A 16,556-nucleotide genomic window follows, 5' to 3' on the forward strand; every position below is an offset into this window, starting at 1 on the left:
GGGACGCCGTATCGTCGCCGCCGGGCGGGTGGAGACGCCAAACGCCTGTGGAGCGCCGGTAAGACGGGCACACCTGCCCGCACAGCGCGGTGAAGCAGGAAGCCCCCGGAAGGGTCAACCGACCCAGACCGGAATCCCTGGACTTCAGGCCAGGGAGCACGTCAAGCGCACTGGACCGGGCCGCCGTCCCGCTCCGCTCCACCGGGCCATCCGGGTCCGTGCACGATCTGCGGCCGCTCGGCCGGATGATCGGTCTTCACCATGAAGTACCGCGTCTTCCGCTACCTGGTCCGGGAGAAGGGCTTCCGGACGTTCGCCCTGGAGGCCCCCTGGAGCACCAGGCAGCGGCTCGACGCCTATGTGCTGCGCGGCGAGGGCGATCCGCGACAGATCATGCGGGAGGAGTTCCAGGAGTCCTACCGCCTCTGGAACAACCGCGAATACCGCGGACGGCGGCGACGGGACGTACCGGCGGTTCACCGTGGGCCCCGCCGCCCCGGGCAGCAACGAACACACCCTGGACCGGGTGCGCCACCGTGACTACCTGCTGGACCAGCGGACCGCCGCTCCGGCGGCCCGGAACTGGCTCGCCACCGCCCGCCCGACCCTGAGCATCGGCACCGTCTACCCCGAGCTGTCGAAGTTCGACATTCCGCTGCTGCCCAGCCACGACGTACTGATCCACCTGCACCGGGTCACGGCTGCGGGGCTGCTCCCGGAGTGAACCGCGGGGATCCCCGCACGCGGCTTCACGCGGCCTTGCGTGACCAGGGGATTCCCGTCCGTCACCACAGGGTGTCCGCCAGTTTTCCCCTTCGCTCGCCGGGCAGTCGCACGGGTGGATGCCCGTCATCCTCATCAGTCATCGCCCGCACCCCGGCTCCAGGACGGAGGACTGCTGTGCCGACAACAACCGCGGACGGGTTCCGCGCCGCTGGTGGCGCCGTCGCCACGCCTCTTCGTCCGCCGTGCCATGTCGCGGCCGCCGCATCACCGTAGCCGTGGCCGCTGCCCACGGGCGCCGCTCGCCGGCTGTGACGCGCTGTTGTCGGGTGACGCTTCACTGTCACTGAAGCTGCCGGGCCCGGAGAGCAGCCGGACCCGAGCAGACACCCCGGGGCGAGGCGACCGGCTCCGGGCAGATACCCCCCGGGGCGAGGTGACCGGTCCCGGGCAGACCCCCCCCGGGACCAGGTGACCGGGCCCGGGCGAACACCCCTGGACAAGGTGAGGAGACCGCATGACGCTGCAACATCCCGCTCATCGCGGCGGCAGTACACAGGGGCGGTTCGCGCGCCTCGCCGAGAAGGCCTCGAACTTCACCAGCTCACCGGTCTTCTTCGGACTGTGTCTGGCCCTGGTGGCGGCCGTCGTCGGCGCTCACCTGGTGCATGTGCCGCTGAAGTGGCTGCTGCTGCTCGGCGACGCGATGACGGCGGTCACCCTGTTGCTGCTGGCGCTGCTGAAGAATTCCGAACGGCGGGCCGAACACGCGATTCAGCGCAAGCTGGATGCCATCGCCACCGCGTTGCTCGACGCCCAGGAGGGCAGGTCGGGGCAGTCAGCTCAGGACCTCCGCGACGCCATCCGCATGGAGGACGAGACCTGACGCGGTCCCCTCCTCTCCTGTACGGCCCGTCGTCCTTCCGGCGTCCTCGGCCCGGCCGGGGGGCGGGGCGGACGAACAGATCCGCTCGTCAGCCCCGCCCGTCGGCATGCCGGCAGCTCGGGGACGTCCATCCGTCGATTCTGGACCAGGCGCGGGGGATGAGCGGCCGGCTCTGCCGGGGCGGACGCGGATCACGCAACACGCAGCGTGGGTGCGGCCGGTCGTGCCTCCCCCATCCGGCGGAGGCGGCCGACGGGGTGTCCGACCCCAGGGCGATACGGGCGGACGGCCGGAACCGGCACCGTGGTGACAGGCCGGGAAGCCGTTCCCGGCCGACGGGGGTGAAGACACGGCGCGTCCGGTCGTGCGCCCTCCCCATGGCCGTATACCAAGAGGAGTTGCCATGACCCGTGCCAAGAAGGCCTTCGCCCTGGTGGCCGTGGCGGCCGCCCTGGCGGGTGGCGCCGCCGCTCCCGCGCTGGCCGGACCCGCGGTCCCGGAGGGTGTCCACGCGAAGACCTCCCGGGCGGCCGCGCACGCCGACGCCGAGCCCGGGAAGCCGGCCGTGCACCGCACCGATGCCGGTTCCTTCGCGCCCGCCCGGGTGTCGTACTGCAGGGACTTCGTCAACAGCGGCAAGCGCTGGAAGGCCAACTGCCGTGTCTCGTCCGGACGTTCGGGCGCGTACACGCTGTGCACGGACGGAACGTCGATCCGGGGTCCGCTGGTCGGCGTCGGCTACTGGAAGTTCGGCGGCGACTGCTCCGGCCACGGAAAGGTGAAGCGCTGGGCCGTCTACAACGGCTGAGCAGCAACGAGGCGGCGGGCGGCCGGCAGTACGGGCCGGCCGCCGCCTCCGCGGCACGGCCCTGGTGCCCCGTGGGCTCGGAGCACGGACGTGAGACGTACCCGGGGGACGGGTCCCTCCTGAGCCGGGAGCAGGACCCCTTCGGCCGACCGCAGGCCCCGTCGGCCGTACGCGCTCAGCCCGCGGGCGCGGCCCACTGCATCCACAGCGGGAGCAGCGCCAGGGCGACGGCCGAGCTCTTGACGACGAGGGCGGCGGACAGGTCCACGCTCACCTCGTAGCGCTGGGCGAAGACGAAAAGGTTCTGCGGTGCGGGCATTGCGGCGATCACCACGAGGTAGTGCAGCCAGGCACCGCCCACCCCGAAGCCGAAGCGGCAGACCGCGTAGGCCAGCAGTGGGAAGGCCACGCACTTGAAGGCGATGAGCCACATCTCCTCGCGCGTGGTCCCCCGTACCGTCAGGCCCGCGCCGCCCAGGTGCAGACCGAGGGCGAACAGGGCCACCGGCGAGGCGCTGTCGCCGACGAAGGCCAAGCTGTCCAGCACCGTCCGCGGCAGGTGCAGGGACAGCAGATTGACCACGATTCCGGCGTTGCAGGCGACCACCACGGGGGTCAGCAGCGAGGCGACGACCGCGGTGCGGAGCTTGCGAGCCCGGCTGCCGGAGCCGCCCGGGCGGCCCAGTTCCATGATCGAGACGATGACCAGGGACAGCACGCAGACCTGGAAGAGGAGCACCGGGAAGACCGGGGCGGCGTTCCCGAACATCATGATGAACACGGGCACCGCGAAGATGGCCGTGTTGACCTGGACGCCCGCCATGATGCGCAGCGCCATCTCGCGCGGCCCGCGCACCCCCAGCATCCGGGCGAACACACCGATCAGGACGACGGCGAGGGCCGCCGCGGCGGCGTAGCCGGTGAGCGCGCGCCAGTCGAAGAGCCGGGAGAGGTCGCTGGTGGAGATGTTCCCGAACAGGTAGCAGGGCACGGCGAAGAGGAAGGCGTAGTCCGCGAAGGCCTTGGAGCTCTCGGCCGGCACCACCTTCCGGCGGGCGAGGACGATCCCGCATCCGAAGGCCAGGAGGACCGGTAACAGTTTCTCCAGCGCTTCCATGAGCCACCCTTCGTGCACCACCCCTTGGTGAACCACTCCTTGAGCCGCGCCGTTCTGCCCAGCCACGCCGTTCGCCCCGGCCGCGCTGTTCTCCTCAGGCGCGGCCGTCAGCGGGTGCCGCCGCCGTCGGCTCCGAAGCGTTCATGATCATAAGTCGCAACGCCGGAGGCCCGGGCCCGCCGGAGGTCCGGGCCGCCGGCCGGCCGGCCCCCTCGCCCGGCCCCGAGCCGCCTGCAGCCCCGGACGGCGAGGACGACAGGGCGTCTATCCCGGGATACACGGCGTCTTCGTCCCGAGGGGGGACGTAAACCCTGGTCAGTGGCCCATAGTCTCGCCATGTCATGAAGAACTTCCCGGATCGGACGTTGCCGATCGTCCTGATGTGCGCTCAGGTGCTCGCCTGGCCCGGAACCGCGCTGCTGCGTGCGGAACGGGTCCCGGGCCCGGCGCTGCTCATCGCCGCCCTGGTGATCGCACCGGCCGGTGCGGCGCTGGCGTGGCGGGGCCAACGGCCGGTCCTCGCCCTCCTGGTGGTCGTGTCGGCCTGCGCGCTCGGCTCCACCGGCGTTCCCCCCGGCGGCTTCGCCGTCCTGGGAACCGCCGGTGTCGGCCTGGCCCTCCACGCCGTGGCCGCGCGCTGCGACGTCCGGACCACGGTGCTCGTCGCCGCCGCGCTGGTGGGCTGGCAGACGCTGTGGGGCATGTCCCTGCACGGGATCGGCCGCGCCCAGGGCCTGGACGTCCTGCTCACCGTCGTCACGTACGCGCTCGCCCTCGGCACCGGCATGCCGGCCCGGCGCCGGTCCCGTGACCGGGCGGCCGCCGCACGCCGGCTGGCCCGCGCCGAGGAGGAGAGGCGGCGGCTGCCCGCGGTGGAACGCGGCCGGCTGGCGAGGGAGCTGCACGATGTCAGCGCCCATCACCTGACCGCGGTCGTCGTCACGGCCGAGGCCGCCCTCAGGCTGGGGGACGGCAGGCCCGCGATGACCCGGCAGGCGCTGGATTTCGTCACCCGTACCGGCTACGAGGTGCTGGGCACGCTGGTGAAGGCCCGTTCCGGGCTGGGCGGGCCCGTCGAGGAGTCCGGGAGCGTCGTCCGGCAGATCGAGGAGCTCGCGACCGGTCTGCGGCGGCTCGGACAGCCGATCCTCCTCGACCTGCCGTCCGATCTGCCGGGCACGCGGGGCGAGGCGGTGCACGGCATTGTGCGGGAGGCGCTGACCAATGCGCTGCGGCACGCTCCGGGCGCGCACGTACAGGTCCGCTGCACCGTCGTGGGCGACACCGTGGAGCTCGTGGTCCGCAACGCCGCGTCCGCCCGCGAGGCCGACGGCTCGTCCGAACTGGGCGGCGGCCGGGGCGTGGCGGGCATGCGGGAGCGCGCTCGCGCCGCCGGCGGGCGGCTCACCGCCGGTCCCGAGCGGGGCGGCGGATGGTGTGTACGGGCCGAGCTGCCCGGCAGCGGTCCGGGCGCCTCGGGCGCGGGCGGCCAGGAGCGAGGAGTGGACCGGTTCCGGCTCGCTCAAGGGGTGGCAGCCGTGGGCCTGGTGACGAATCCGCTGCTTCCCGCTCTCGCCACACCGGCGGCCTCCGGGGCTGCCGGATCGGGACTCGGGCCCGGCGCGCTGACCGCTCTGCTGGCGGGCACGCAGTGCCTGCCCCTGCTCGGAATGCGGCGTGCGCCGTGGACGGTGTTGTGCGCGGTGTCGGCCCTGTCCGGCCTCTGGCCGCTGGCAGCGGTACTCGGCGCCCGGGACGGGCCGTACGCGGTTTCCCTCCTGGCGAGTGCGGCCGTGACGGCCGCGGCGGTGTTCGGCGTCGCCGCGCACGGCCGCGGGACTCCGCCGGCCCGGGCGGCCGTGCCGCTCGCCGTCTGCGGGTACCTGGTGGCCGTCACGGTCCTGGCAGCGGGGCCGGGCGCGACGGCCGACGGGGCGACCGTGGCCTGGGCGGGGGGAACGGCCCTGGCGACCGCCGGGCTGTTCACCGGCGCCCGGTGGGCCGGCCGGGCATGGCGCGCCCGGCGGGACCGCACGCTGGAGTCCGAGGGCGACGCGTTCGCGGCCGTCGTGTCGGCGGCGGTCGCCGAAGCGAGCGCGGAGCGGCAGCGCATGGTCCGCGGACTGCGGATGAGCGTGCTGAGCCGGACCGGACGCATGGTCGGCCGGGCGGAGCGCGGCGAGCTGGCGGAGGCGGCAGCGGACGCCAGGGAGGCGTTGACCGCCATGCGGGAGCTGCTGAGTCACCTCCACACCGCCCCGCCGGACGCGGAGCGCGCCCCGCAGCCCACCGTCGACGACCTCGATCTGCTCTGTCGTCAGTACCGGGCGCTGGGGCGGCAGGTGACGCTGCACGAACCGGAGGCCGCGGCGGGGCCGCTGCCCACGAGCGTGGGCCTGGCCGCCTTCCGGATCGTGGAGCGGGCCCTGGGCGCGGGCGACGGGGACCCGGCGGACGTGCTGCTGGTGCACGCACCGGAGCGGCTGGACCTCGTCGTCTCCGGCGTGCCACGGGCCACCGCGGAGCCCGTCATGACCCTGCTGAGGGCGCAGGCGGATGTGCTCGGTGGCGAGGCCACCGCGGATTCCCCGGGCACGCTGCGGGTGCGGCTGCCCGCCGGTCACGGACATGTTCAGGAGAAGGAGGGGTCACCATCGCCATCGACGTGATGGTCGTCGACGACCAGTTGGTCGTCCGGTCCGGGTTCGTCGCCGTCATCGACGCCGAACCCGACATGGAGGTCGTCGGCGAGGCCGGTGACGGTGCTTCGGCCGTCGAACTCGCCGAACGGCTCCGCCCCGACATCGTCGTGATGGACGTACGGATGCCCGGCGTCGACGGACTGACCGCCACCAGGCTGATCACGGCCCTCGACGGCGCTCCGCGCATCCTGATCCTCACCACCTTCGACCTGGACGCCTATGTCTACGAAGCGCTCCGCTCGGGCGCCTCGGGCTTCCTCCTCAAGGACGCCCGCGCCGAGGACCTGCTCGGCGCGATCCGCGTGGTGGCTGCCGGGGACGGCATGCTCGCCCCGTCCGTCACCGGGAGGCTCATCCACTCCTTCGCGCAAGGGCCGCCCGCCGCCGCGGACACCTCCGGGGTGCTGAGCCGGATCACCCCGCGCGAACGGCAGATCCTCCGGCTCGTGGCATCGGGGATGACCAACGCCGAGATCTCCGACGACCTCGACGTCGCCGTGGGAACCGTGAAGACCCACGTCAACAGAATCCTGACCAAGCTGGAGCTCCGGGACCGGGTCCAGGCGACCATCCTCGCCTACGACGTCGGCCTGGTACGGCCGAGCGACTTCCGGGCGCCATGACGGCCGCACCCCACCACCGGCAACCACCACAGAGGAAACGAGAGAAACGGACCATGAGCAACAACAGCCGGATACAGCGCATCCTCGCCCTGGCCTTCGTCAACTGGTTCGCCAGGGGGTATCTCGCGGTGTGCTGCGCGCTTCTGATCTGGACCTGGGTGGACAGCACCTTCGTCGAGCACCCCGACGCCAGCCTGTTCGCTGTCGTCCCCCTGCTCGTCACCGCCCCCCTCAGCATGGTCGTCGTCGCACTCCCGGGCCCGTCGGCCCTCCTGTACGCGGCCGTGATCGTCGGCGCGCTGGTCAATGCCACGCTGATCGGCTGGTGCACCCGGACCCTCCGGCAGCGCGGCGCCGCACGCCGCTGACCCCGGGCCCGGCGACAACTCCCGGCCCGGTGCCGTCCGGTGCGGTGGGCGGTCGGCCCCGGGTGGCGGTCGATCCCGGGCGTGCTCCAGGCGTGCTCCGGGCGCCCCGGTCGCGGCCGCTCCGGTCAGCGGCCGGCCGGGCCGAGAGCGTCCGTGACGAGGCGGCGCGCGTAGGCGTCGTCGAGGCCGTCGGGGCGGAAGAGAACGCGGTACATCAACGGTGCGACGAGGCGGTCGATGACGGTCTCGGTGCCGGGCGCCCGCTCCCCGCGGTCGGCCGCGCGGCGGAGCATGATGCCGATCTGCTCCGCGGCGTAGCCCGAGCACTGGCCGGCGTTCCCGCCGTCCGGGTCTCCCAGCAGCGCGTCGCGGACGTAGGCCCGGCCCGGGGGCGAGGCCATCTCGTCGAGGAACTGTTCCGCCCAGGCCGTCAGGTCGGACGCCAGATCGCCGAGGTCCGCCGGCGCCGCCTCGGGCCGCAGCCGCTCCACCGCCACATCCGACAACAGCTCCTGGAGGTCACCCCAGCGACGGTAGATCGTCGACGGGGTGACCCCGGCCCGCTGGGCGACCAGCGGAATCGTCAGAGCGCTCCGGCCGGCTTCCGACTCCAGGTCCCGCACCGCGGCGTGGACCGCGGCCTGGACCCGGGCGCTGCGCCCGCCGGGACGCACCATCTGCCGTCCACTCATGGCTCCACCTTAAAACGCATGGGTGGGGTCCGGACCGGTCCCGGAGCCTGCCCGCGGGGGAAGAGCCGGAGCCTGTGCCCGCCGTTCGCCCGGCCGGGCGGGCTCACGGGGGAGTTCGGCCCGCTCGTAGGCGCGGCCGACCCGCAGGAGCACCGCCTCGGCCAGCGGGCGCCCGAGCAGTTGCATCCCGATCGGCATCCCGTCCCGGTCGTGCCCGACCGGGAGGGTCAGCGAGGGGACCCCGGTGATGTTGGCGGGTGCGCAGAGGCGCACATAGGCGTCCGGGACGCTCTCGACCGTGCCGTCGGGCCAGGTGACCGTCTCCTGGCCGGCCGGCACCGCGGGCATCGGGACCGTCGGGGCGGCGACCACGTCGACGTCCTCCAGCATGCGGGCCCACTCCCGGCGCATCACCGTCCGGGAGCGCTGGGCGCGCAGGTAGTCCCCCGCGGTCATCAGTTCGCCGGCCTCGAGCAGGGCGCGGACATCGGCCCCGTACAGGTCGGGGACGGCCCGCAGGGCCCGTTCGTGGTAGGCCGTGGCCTCGGGGACCATCAGCCCCCACTGGGTGGCCTGGATGTAGCGCGTCATCGGGATGTCGACCTCGACGAGCCGTGCGCCGAGGTCCGCCAGCCGGTCGACGGCACGCCGGACCGCGGCCTCCACCTGCGGGTGGACTCGGTCGAAGTAGTAGGTGCGCGGCACCCCGACGCGCAGCCCCGTCAGATCCGTTCCGGTGCGTGGCCGGTAGTCGGCGACGGGTGCGGCGAGCGAGGCCGGGTCACGTGGATCGTGTCCCACGAGAGCGGTCAGGACCAGCGCCGTGTCCTCGACGGTCCGGGTGACGGGGCCGACGTGGTCCAGCGACCAGGACAGGCTCGTCACACCGTGACGGGGCACCAGTCCGTAGGTCGGCTTGAGGCCCACGACACCGTTCAGCGCGGACGGGACGCGGATCGAGCCGCCGGTGTCGGTGCCCAGGGCGAACGTCGCGGCGCCCGCCGCGACGGCGACGGCCGATCCGCCGCTGGACCCGCCGGCGACCCGCCCCGGATCCCGGGCGTTGTGCGTCCGGGGCGTGATCAGGCCGTACGCGAACTCGTGCGTATGGGTCTTGCCGACCAGCACCGCGCCGGCCGCCGCCAGGCGGGCGGTGACCGTACTGTCGGTCTCCGCACGGTGTCCGGACCGGACCCGGGAGCCGGCCGCGGTGGCCATGCCCGCGACATCGATCAGGTCCTTCAGCCCCGTGGGGATGCCGTGCAGCGGGCCACGGAAGCGGCCGGCCACGGCTTCCTGCTCCGCTTCGCGCGCCGCGCCACGGGCCCGTTCGGCCGTCAGGGCGCTGTAGGCGCTCAGCCGGGGTTCGACGTGCTCGATGCGGTCGAGCACCGAATCCACCAGTTCGACGGGGGACAGCCGCCGTTGCCGTATCGCCTCCGCGGCGTCGGCGAGCGACAGTTCACACGGCTGCATCGAGCTCCTCCTCTCCGGCCTCTCCGGCGCGGTAGGCGAACGCGGGCGGGGTGTCGCCGAAGTCGAGCTCTCGCAGGACCGACACGACGGCATGGATGTGACGGGCCGTGGCCGCCACCCCGTCGTGGCGCGCCTCCTCCAGCGGCAGTCCGGCTCGGGCGGCCCAGCGGGCCGCCTCAGCGGCGGTGAGTTCATCGGTGGGCATGGGGGCGTCTCCTCGGGCGGGCGTGAACGGCCGGTCGGCCCTCACGTAAAGCTAAGGGTTTGCGTTTAGAGACCGTAGGCCTTACGGTCTCTAAACGCAAAGCCATTGCTTTAAAGGGTTGTCCACTTGCCGCCAGGCACACGTGCCGCTCTCACGAAGGAACCGTCAGCACATGCACACGGCACCGGCCCACACCACCGGCACCCCCGCCCCCTCCTGGGCCGTGGGTGACATCACCGTCCACCGCATCGACGAGGTTCCCCTGCCGCCCGCGACCGGACGCTGGCTGCTGCCCGACGCCACCGAGGAGGTGGTCGCGCAACAGGCCTGGCTGCGCCCCGACTTCGCGGACGACGACGGCCTTCCGCGCATCGACAGTCACAGCTTCGCCTTCGAGGTGGACGGGCTCCGCGTCCTGGTCGACACCGGCATCGGCAACGGCAAGACACGGGCCAACCCGGCGTGGCACAACCTCGAAACCGGCTACCTCGACCGTCTCACCGCCGCCGGTTTTCCCCCGGCCTCCGTCGACCTGGTCCTCCTGACCCATCTGCACACCGATCACGTCGGCTGGAACACCCGCGAGGAGAACGGCGCGTGGGTGCCCACCTTCCCCAACGCCCGCTACGTCACCTCCCGTACCGAGTGGGAGTTCTGGGCCGGGTACGCCATGGACGAACCGCGGCGGCAGATGTTCCACGACTCCGTGTTCCCGGTCGAGAAGGCGGGACTGCTCGATGCGGTCGACGTACCGGCCGACGGCGCGCGGCTCGCCCCCGGCCTGCGTCTGCTGCCCACCCCGGGCCATACACCGGGACACATCGCCGTCGAGCTCACCAGCGGTGACGCGGCAGCGCTGATCACCGGCGACTGCATCCATCACCCCGTCCAGCTCGCCCGTCCCGCCATCGGCAGTTGCGTCGACACCGACCCGCGGCGGTCCGAGGCGACGCGCCGTGAGCTGCTCGCCTCGCTGGCCGGTACGGGCACCCTCATGCTGGGCACCCACTTCCCGCCGCCCACCGCCGGCCACGTGACCGCACACGAGGACGGCTTCCGGCTGCTGCCCGTTCCGCCGCTCCAGGGGACCGGGGCGGCGCTGCGCTGACCCGAGGCGTCGAAGCCCCGCCCGTCACGGGGCGGAAGGTACTGCGGTGGCAACCGCAGACGGATGCTGCGTGCTGTACGGTCCGTCGGTCCTTAACGGCCGGCGCGAAGGGGCCGGCCGAGGCCCTGCGATGTCACGCGGCGTCCCTGGTGAAGGGGGAGTGGAGGGCGGCGCCGACTCGGATGAAGTCGCCGGCGACCGCGAGCAGATAGCGGGGCTGGCGCTGCCAGCCGCGGAATGTGACGCCGAGTCCGTGGCTCCGGGCGTCGGTGTCGACATGGGCCATCAACTGCAGGCCCACGACGTCCATGAAGGAGACGTCGGCCATGTCGATGTCCAGGTCATGGGCGGTGGCCGGTCGCCCGCCCAAGGCGCGGTGCACTGCGGGCCGGGCGTCGATGTCGATTTCTCCCTGCGGGCGCAGTCGCCAGAGCGAGCCCTGGGAGGTGCTGATGATGTCGAAGTCCTGCATGCTGCTCTCCCCTTGGGGGCGCAGCCCAGAAACAGCAAGTGGCTTCTGCTGTCACAGGCCCGGCGGGCGCCGGGCAGGATCCAGAGCAAGGGCGCTCGTCGAACCGCTCCTTCGGCGGTACCGGAGCCCGAGTCTCAAGAACTGAGCTCTCGTCCTGCCTTTTACCCTCCCACACCCGGGGCGGCCCGGAGCCCTCCGGTTCAGGACACGTCTGCGCTCCGGGCCGCGAAGCCGGCGAGTGGCCGCGGCCGGGCCGGGGGCCACCGCGGGTGGCCGTGGCCGCCCCCTGCCCCCGTTCGGCCAAGGGCCGCCGGGCCTGCGCGAACGGACCGGAACCGCACGTCGCGAAGGGGCCGCCCTCCGGCCCCCGGGCCCGGCGCCGTCTGGGCTACAGTGGGCGACGGTGACGCCGTTCCGGCATCGCCCCGGACGAGAGCGTTGCCGTACCCGGCCCAGCAAAGACGGCTCGCAGCGCACCCATGCATCGCATCGATCTCGTCGAAATCACCGGTTCCCTCCTCATCCTGGTCGCCTACGTCGCCGGTCGGACCGGCCACCTGCGCTGGGACTCCCGTACCGCCCTGGCGTTGAACCTCCTGGGCTCGGCGGCCCTCGCGGTGATCGCGTTCACCCAGGAGTCCTGGGGCTTCCTGTTGCTGGAGGGCTCCTGGGCCCTGGTGTCCGCCGTTTCCCTGGCCGCCGCGTGCCTGCGCACCCCGGCTCCTACCGACCACCCCGATCCGTGAGGAGAACCCCGTGGCAGGAGAGAAGGACCTCCGCAAGCTGCTCGCCGGAATGAGCCCGCAGCTCAACGCGGGCGAGTACGTGTTCACCGTCGCCCCCGACGGCCGCGTTCCCGCCGGAGTCCGCCCGGTGGTCACCGTCGCCGAGGAGGAAGGCCTGACCCTCGTCCTGAGCAGGGAGGACGCCGACCGGGCGGGCCTGGCCTACGAGTACGTCGCCGGCTGGATCACCCTGCGCGTGCACTCCGCACTCGACGCGGTCGGCCTCACGGCGGCTGTCGCCGAGGCCCTGGCCCGGGCCGGCCTGAGCTGCAATGTGATCGCCGGCTTCCACCACGACCACCTCTTCGTCCCCCACGCCGACGCCGCCCGCGCCCTGGCCGCCCTGGAACACCTCGGCCGGTGACGGAGCCGGGTCCGCAGCCGGAGGCACGGCTGCCGGAGCCCTCACCGTACGGGCACCGCCGGCCCACCGGGCCCCGAGCACCCCAGGGCGTGTACCGGAAGTTGCTGTTGTGGGTGCCGAATAGCTGCGATCATCCGGGCCGTGACGGCTTGATCGCCCTGGGGATTCGAACCGCAACCGCGAGCTGAGTCTGCCTCCCTGTTCAGCTGTTCCATCTCAGGAGATGGGTTCCACGCCGTACAGTCGGACGCGTGCACTCAGCGACGAAAAGAACCCCCGCTGGGCTGGTTGCGGTTACCGGAAGTTCGGGCCGGGTCGGAGCGGCCCTGGCCGAGGCACTCGACGAAGCCGGCTGGGTGGTACACGGCGTGGACCGGATTCCCGGCCGCTGGACGAGCGTCGTCGGAGACCTGCGAGACCGGCAGGTGCGGCTAGCCGCATTGCAGTCGGCCGATGTCCTGGTCCATACAGCCGCGCTGCACGCCCCGCATGTCGGGCGCCTGGCCGATGAAGAGTTCCGAGCCGTGAACGTAGACGCGACCGCGGGCCTGCTCGACGATGCTGCCCGCCTCGGCGTCCGGCGGGTTCTCTACATCAGCAGTACGAGTGTGTACGGACACGCCCTGGTGCCCACCGACCGTGCGGTCTGGGTGGACGAGCAGCTCACGCCGGTTCCCAGGGACATCTACGACGAGACCAAACTGGCGGCAGAGGAGCTGGTCGCCGCCTGCGCCGTTTCTTCGGTCACGCTGCGTATATCACGGTGCTTTCCGGAACCACTGCCTGTGCGGGCCCGCCACCTGCTGCACCGGGCAGTCGACGTCGGCGACGTAGCCGCGGCGGGGGTCCTGGCCGTGGCACACCCCACCGTCACCGGCAGGTTCAATATCTCCGGGCCGCACCCGTTTCACCGAGAGGACTGCCTTGCCCTTGCCCGCGATGCGGGCGCGGTGCTCGCCGCACGGGTTCCCGACGTCGTCCAGGCATTCCGCGACCGGGGGTGGCCAGTGCCTGATCGCCTGGACCGGGTGTACGCCTCGACTGCCGCCGCAAACGCATTCGGTTACCGACCTGTTCGCGGAGTCCAGCAACTACTGCGCGATACCGCGGGCGAGCCGGGCCATGAGTGATCGGACGGCTCAGCTCGCCCTCGACGACTTCCGTGGAACCAACGCCGTGAGACACCACTCTTGGGCGTCCCGTAGCTGCTGGTCACGGTGAAATGATCTTGGTGTGTCTCGTGTGATCACGGCGTTGGTGCCTTCCTGGAATCGCCCGACTGCACAACCTCGCCCTCGCCGGGTAGCCGAACAGGGACACCAGCCGCCGATGTTCACACCTCTCGGAAGATTATTGCGGGACAAGCCTCAGCTGGCACTGGTTCGATTCCAGAAGTGGTGTGTGAGGCCGCTTGCCGAGGTTGCCGACTCGACGGTGAAGCGGTCCTGGACTTGGGCAAGCCCATCCCACATCGATACCCCGGTGCCGAGGGTGATGGGCACGGTGACCAGGTGCATGAAGTCGATGAGGTCGGCTGTCAGAAACTGCCGGACGGTCGTGGGACCACCGCCGATGCGAACGTCCCGGCCGTTGGCAAGGTCCTGGGCGTATGCGAGGGCGCCTTCGGGGGTGGCGTCGAGAAAGTGGAAGCTCGTCCCGTTGTCGAAGGAGATGGGGTTACGCCGGTGGTGGGTGAGCACTACCACGGGCGTACGAAAGGGGGGTGCGTCGCCCCACCAGCCTCGCCAGTCGTCGTCGGTCCACTCGCCGGTCTGCGGACCGAACTTGCCCCGGCCCATGATCTCGGCCCCGATGCCCTGACCCCAGGTGCTCGTGAGGGCGTGATCGAGGGTGATCGGGTCATCCACGGCGTCCACGCCGTGGATGACCCGCCCATCGAAGCGCGCGAACAGCCTCTCGGCGCCCCCAATGGGCGTGTCGAGTGTGATCGTCTCGCCTGCGCTGTGGCCGTCGAGGGAGACGAAGAAGTTGTGCACGCGGACTTTGGTCATGTGATCCACCTTCGGCAAGTGCTTGCGAATCGCAACTGGGTGACACGAGGGGTTCGCCGAACGCGGCCGCGACCTCGATCGCGACGCGCAGTGCGCGTGCCGCGCCCGGCGACTGGTCGTATCCGAGGACAACGGGCATCTCAGGACTCCTTGCCGTGCACGAGGTCGGGGTCGGCGACGCCCGGGCGCTCCGACCAGAAGACGGGGGAGAGGAGCCGCCACACGATCATGATCACCACGCCGGCGATGGAGATCGCGATGCCGATGACCAGCGGCGGGCCGAGGCCGAACCAGGAGACTCCGCTGTAGGAGTTCGCGGGGTCGGCCATGTCGCCGACGGACTCCACGAGCAGCCACGCCAGCAGCCCGGCCCCGATGAGCGGACCGGCCCCGATGAGGAGGAAGTTGTGGAGGCTCTCGGTGAGGTGGCGGCGGTAGTAGACCGCGCAGGCCAGTCCCGTGAGCGCGTAGTAGAAGGCGATGAGCAGGGACAGCGCGGTGAGGGAGTCGAAGAGCGCGTTCTCGCTGATCTGGCGGACCACCAGGTACCAGGCGATGGCGATGCCCGCGACCCACCAGGTACTCACATCCGGGGTGCGGAACCGGGGGTGGATACGGCCGAACCAGCCGGGCAGCGCATGGCGCCGGGCCATCGACAGCGCGGTGCGCGAGGCCGGGATGATCGTGGTCTGGGTGGAGGCGAGCGCGGAGGTGGACACCGCCAGCAGCACGATCCAGTCCCAGCCGCCCATCACCTCGCCGGCGAGCAGCGCGAAGATGAACTCCTCCTCCTCGGCGTTGTCGGACAGGAAGTCCGTGCCCGCGTACGCCACGACGGCGAAGGCGACCGACACATACGTCACCAGCAGCACGATCGTCGACCAGACCGCGGCCTTGCCGGGCGCGCTGGCGGAGTTCTCCGTCTCCTCGTTGAGGTTGACCGCGGATTCCCAGCCCCAGTAGATGAACACGCCCAGCAGCAGCCCGCTGGTCAGCGAGGCGCCTCCGGCCCCGAAGGGATTCAGCCAGCCGAACTTCGGTTCGATGGAATCGAAGGCGCTCGTTCCGTTGTAGACCTTGTAGAGCGCCACCGCCACGAAGATCAGCAGGAAGACGACCTGAAGCAGGATCAGCACGTTCTGCACCCTGGCCGACAGCTCGGTGCCGATGACGCACATGGCGGTCATGACGAGGATCAGCGCCACCGTGAGGATCTGGCGCACGACCTCGTTGTCGACCCAGCTGTCGAGGCCGAAGGCGAGCAGCGCGAAGCTCACGGCGACATCGGCCAGCGATCCGACGACGAGTACCCCGGTCATCGCGATGGCCCAGCCGCCGAGCCAGCCCGCCCACGGGCCCATGGCCCGGGTGACCCACGAGAACGTCGTGCCGCAGTCCTGGTCGACCCTGTTGAGGTAGTAGAACGCGGACGCGATGAGCAGCATGGGAACGAACGAAGCGAGCATCACCCCGGGGGTGTAGATCGCCACGAGCGCCGCGACCGGACCGATGACCGCGGCCAGTGAGTATGCCGGGGAGGTGGCGTTGAGTCCGATGACGAGCGCGTCGAGAAAGCTGATCGCATCGGCTTTCAGCTCTTGGGGAGGTCTCGCGTCAACGGCGTCGTCGGCCATGTTCCCTCGCTTCGTCGTGCGTGGATCCAGAGAATCGCGCTATATGCTGATTCAGCGTCATTGGATCACTCCGGCCGACGCATGTCAGGTAGGAGCGGGGGTGGGGCCCGTGACGACGAAAGCGAGCGTCCGGCCCCGCCCGTCACAGGCCAGGTGAATCTTGCTGGTCAGGCCGCCCCTGGACCGGCCGAGAGCCGGGTCGCGGAGCCCCCTTTTCGGGCCCCGGCCGCGTGCTGGTGAGCGCGGACGACCGTGGAGTCGACGGACACCAGCCACTCGACGTCGCCCGCCGCATCCGCTGTCGCCTGGGCAGCGCGGAGCATCCGGTCGAACGTTCCGTCCGCCGCCCACTTGCGGAAGCGGGTGTGGAGCGTGGCCCACGGCCCATACCGCTCGGGCACATCCCGCCAAGCCGTCCCGGTCCGGAACTTCCACACGATCCCGTTCAGAACCCTGCGGTCGTCCAGCCGCTTCCGCCCACGCAACGACTCGGGCAGCAGCGGCCGGACAAACTGCCACTCGGCATCGGACAGTTCATGGCGACGTATCACGACACCACGGTCCACCAAGCGAGATCATTT

The 16,556-nt window shown here is 71.6% G+C and carries 17 protein-coding genes, 3 pseudogenes and 1 riboswitch; of the genes and pseudogenes, 11 read left to right on the forward strand and 9 right to left on the reverse strand.

The features are described 5' to 3' along the window. Positions 1–137 precede the first annotated feature (137 nt). From AC3EQ1_RS27215 to AC3EQ1_RS27230, 4 genes and pseudogenes are all read left to right on the forward strand, one after another. Positions 138–444, forward strand: a pseudogene (locus AC3EQ1_RS27215) (erythromycin esterase family protein); the annotation flags it as partial. After that, positions 359–724: an erythromycin esterase family protein gene (locus AC3EQ1_RS27220; RefSeq protein WP_432096981.1), complete on the forward strand. Its 366-nt coding sequence runs from the start codon at positions 359–361 to the stop codon at positions 722–724. The pseudogene AC3EQ1_RS27215 and the gene AC3EQ1_RS27220, both read left to right, overlap by 86 nt. 516 nt (positions 725–1,240) lie before the next feature. After that, entirely contained in the window at positions 1,241–1,609 is a 369-nt protein-coding gene (locus tag AC3EQ1_RS27225; RefSeq protein ID WP_388851874.1) for a low affinity iron permease family protein, read from the forward strand. A 403-nt stretch (positions 1,610–2,012) separates the two neighbouring features. After that, positions 2,013–2,417: a hypothetical protein gene (locus AC3EQ1_RS27230; RefSeq protein WP_432096982.1), complete on the forward strand. Its 405-nt coding sequence runs from the start codon at positions 2,013–2,015 to the stop codon at positions 2,415–2,417. Positions 2,418–2,592: 175 nt separating this feature from the next. Here AC3EQ1_RS27230 and AC3EQ1_RS27235 read toward each other — a convergent pair whose 3' ends face one another. Next, on the reverse strand, positions 2,593–3,555 hold the full coding sequence (locus AC3EQ1_RS27235) for an AEC family transporter (protein WP_432096983.1): 963 nt from the start codon (positions 3,553–3,555) through the stop codon (positions 2,593–2,595). 320 nt (positions 3,556–3,875) lie between these two features. On the opposite strand from AC3EQ1_RS27235, the gene AC3EQ1_RS27240 reads away from it, so the two are divergent. The 3 genes from AC3EQ1_RS27240 to AC3EQ1_RS27250 are packed head-to-tail and all read left to right on the forward strand — an operon-like array spanning position 3,876 to position 7,227. Then, positions 3,876–6,203 carry an ATP-binding protein gene (locus AC3EQ1_RS27240; protein WP_432096984.1) on the forward strand — a complete coding sequence of 776 codons (2,328 nt, stop codon included), beginning with the start codon at positions 3,876–3,878 and terminating at the stop codon, positions 6,201–6,203. Then, positions 6,203–6,859 (forward strand): response regulator, encoded by a 657-nt coding sequence (locus AC3EQ1_RS27245; protein WP_432096985.1) that lies wholly within the window; start codon positions 6,203–6,205, stop codon positions 6,857–6,859. Before AC3EQ1_RS27240 ends, AC3EQ1_RS27245 begins: the two co-directional genes overlap by 1 nt. A gap of 53 nt (positions 6,860–6,912) precedes the next feature. Continuing rightward, positions 6,913–7,227 (forward strand): SCO4225 family membrane protein, encoded by a 315-nt coding sequence (locus tag AC3EQ1_RS27250; RefSeq protein WP_432096986.1) that lies wholly within the window; start codon positions 6,913–6,915, stop codon positions 7,225–7,227. Positions 7,228–7,352: 125 nt separating this feature from the next. Here AC3EQ1_RS27250 and AC3EQ1_RS27255 read toward each other — a convergent pair whose 3' ends face one another. From AC3EQ1_RS27255 to AC3EQ1_RS27265, 3 genes are read right to left on the reverse strand one after another with little or no spacing between them, the layout of a single operon-like run. After that, on the reverse strand, positions 7,353–7,919 hold the full coding sequence (locus AC3EQ1_RS27255; protein WP_432096987.1) for a TetR/AcrR family transcriptional regulator: 567 nt from the start codon (positions 7,917–7,919) through the stop codon (positions 7,353–7,355). A gap of 9 nt (positions 7,920–7,928) precedes the next feature. Then, entirely contained in the window at positions 7,929–9,395 is a 1,467-nt protein-coding gene (locus AC3EQ1_RS27260) for an amidase (protein WP_432096988.1), read from the reverse strand. After that, on the reverse strand, positions 9,382–9,600 hold the full coding sequence (locus AC3EQ1_RS27265) for a hypothetical protein (RefSeq protein WP_432096989.1): 219 nt from the start codon (positions 9,598–9,600) through the stop codon (positions 9,382–9,384). The genes AC3EQ1_RS27260 and AC3EQ1_RS27265 overlap by 14 nt, the downstream gene beginning before the upstream one ends. 172 nt (positions 9,601–9,772) lie before the next feature. On the opposite strand from AC3EQ1_RS27265, the gene AC3EQ1_RS27270 reads away from it, so the two are divergent. Beyond that, positions 9,773–10,708 carry an MBL fold metallo-hydrolase gene (locus AC3EQ1_RS27270; RefSeq protein ID WP_432096990.1) on the forward strand — a complete coding sequence of 312 codons (936 nt, stop codon included), beginning with the start codon at positions 9,773–9,775 and terminating at the stop codon, positions 10,706–10,708. A 133-nt stretch (positions 10,709–10,841) separates the two neighbouring features. On the opposite strand, the gene AC3EQ1_RS27275 is transcribed toward AC3EQ1_RS27270, so the two are convergent. After that, the gene (locus tag AC3EQ1_RS27275) at positions 10,842–11,180 is read right to left on the reverse strand and encodes an STAS domain-containing protein (protein WP_432096991.1); all 339 of its coding nucleotides are present in this window, start codon (positions 11,178–11,180) and stop codon (positions 10,842–10,844) included. A 401-nt stretch (positions 11,181–11,581) separates the two neighbouring features. Further along, positions 11,582–11,651: riboswitch (guanidine-III (ykkC-III) riboswitch) on the forward strand. Positions 11,652–11,659: 8 nt separating this feature from the next. Between AC3EQ1_RS27275 and AC3EQ1_RS27280 the strand changes: the two genes are divergently transcribed. The 3 genes from AC3EQ1_RS27280 (at position 11,660) to AC3EQ1_RS27290 (ending at position 13,459) form a co-directional block, all read left to right on the forward strand. Beyond that, positions 11,660–11,926, forward strand: coding sequence for a CBU_0592 family membrane protein (locus tag AC3EQ1_RS27280; protein WP_432096992.1), 267 nt, complete (start codon positions 11,660–11,662; stop codon positions 11,924–11,926). A gap of 10 nt (positions 11,927–11,936) precedes the next feature. Further along, positions 11,937–12,329: an ACT domain-containing protein gene (locus AC3EQ1_RS27285; protein WP_432096993.1), complete on the forward strand. Its 393-nt coding sequence runs from the start codon at positions 11,937–11,939 to the stop codon at positions 12,327–12,329. Between the two features lie 251 nt (positions 12,330–12,580). Beyond that, on the forward strand, positions 12,581–13,459 hold the full coding sequence (locus tag AC3EQ1_RS27290) for an NAD-dependent epimerase/dehydratase family protein (protein ID WP_432096994.1): 879 nt from the start codon (positions 12,581–12,583) through the stop codon (positions 13,457–13,459). Positions 13,460–13,696: 237 nt separating this feature from the next. Here the strand turns inward: AC3EQ1_RS27290 and AC3EQ1_RS27295 are convergent, their stop codons facing one another. From AC3EQ1_RS27295 to AC3EQ1_RS27310, 4 genes and pseudogenes are all read right to left on the reverse strand, one after another. Further along, complete coding sequence (locus tag AC3EQ1_RS27295; protein WP_432096995.1) at positions 13,697–14,341, reverse strand: dihydrofolate reductase family protein; 645 nt, start codon at positions 14,339–14,341, stop codon at positions 13,697–13,699. A gap of 43 nt (positions 14,342–14,384) precedes the next feature. After that, positions 14,385–14,480: pseudogene (locus tag AC3EQ1_RS27300) on the reverse strand (universal stress protein); the annotation flags it as partial. 1 nt (position 14,481) lies between these two features. After that, positions 14,482–15,975 (reverse strand): APC family permease, encoded by a 1,494-nt coding sequence (locus AC3EQ1_RS27305; protein ID WP_432096996.1) that lies wholly within the window; start codon positions 15,973–15,975, stop codon positions 14,482–14,484. A gap of 108 nt (positions 15,976–16,083) precedes the next feature. Beyond that, positions 16,084–16,526 (reverse strand): annotated as a pseudogene (locus AC3EQ1_RS27310) (IS5 family transposase); the annotation flags it as partial. Positions 16,527–16,556: the final 30 nt, after the last annotated feature.

This window comes from Streptomyces sp. bgisy100 (assembly GCF_057709105.1).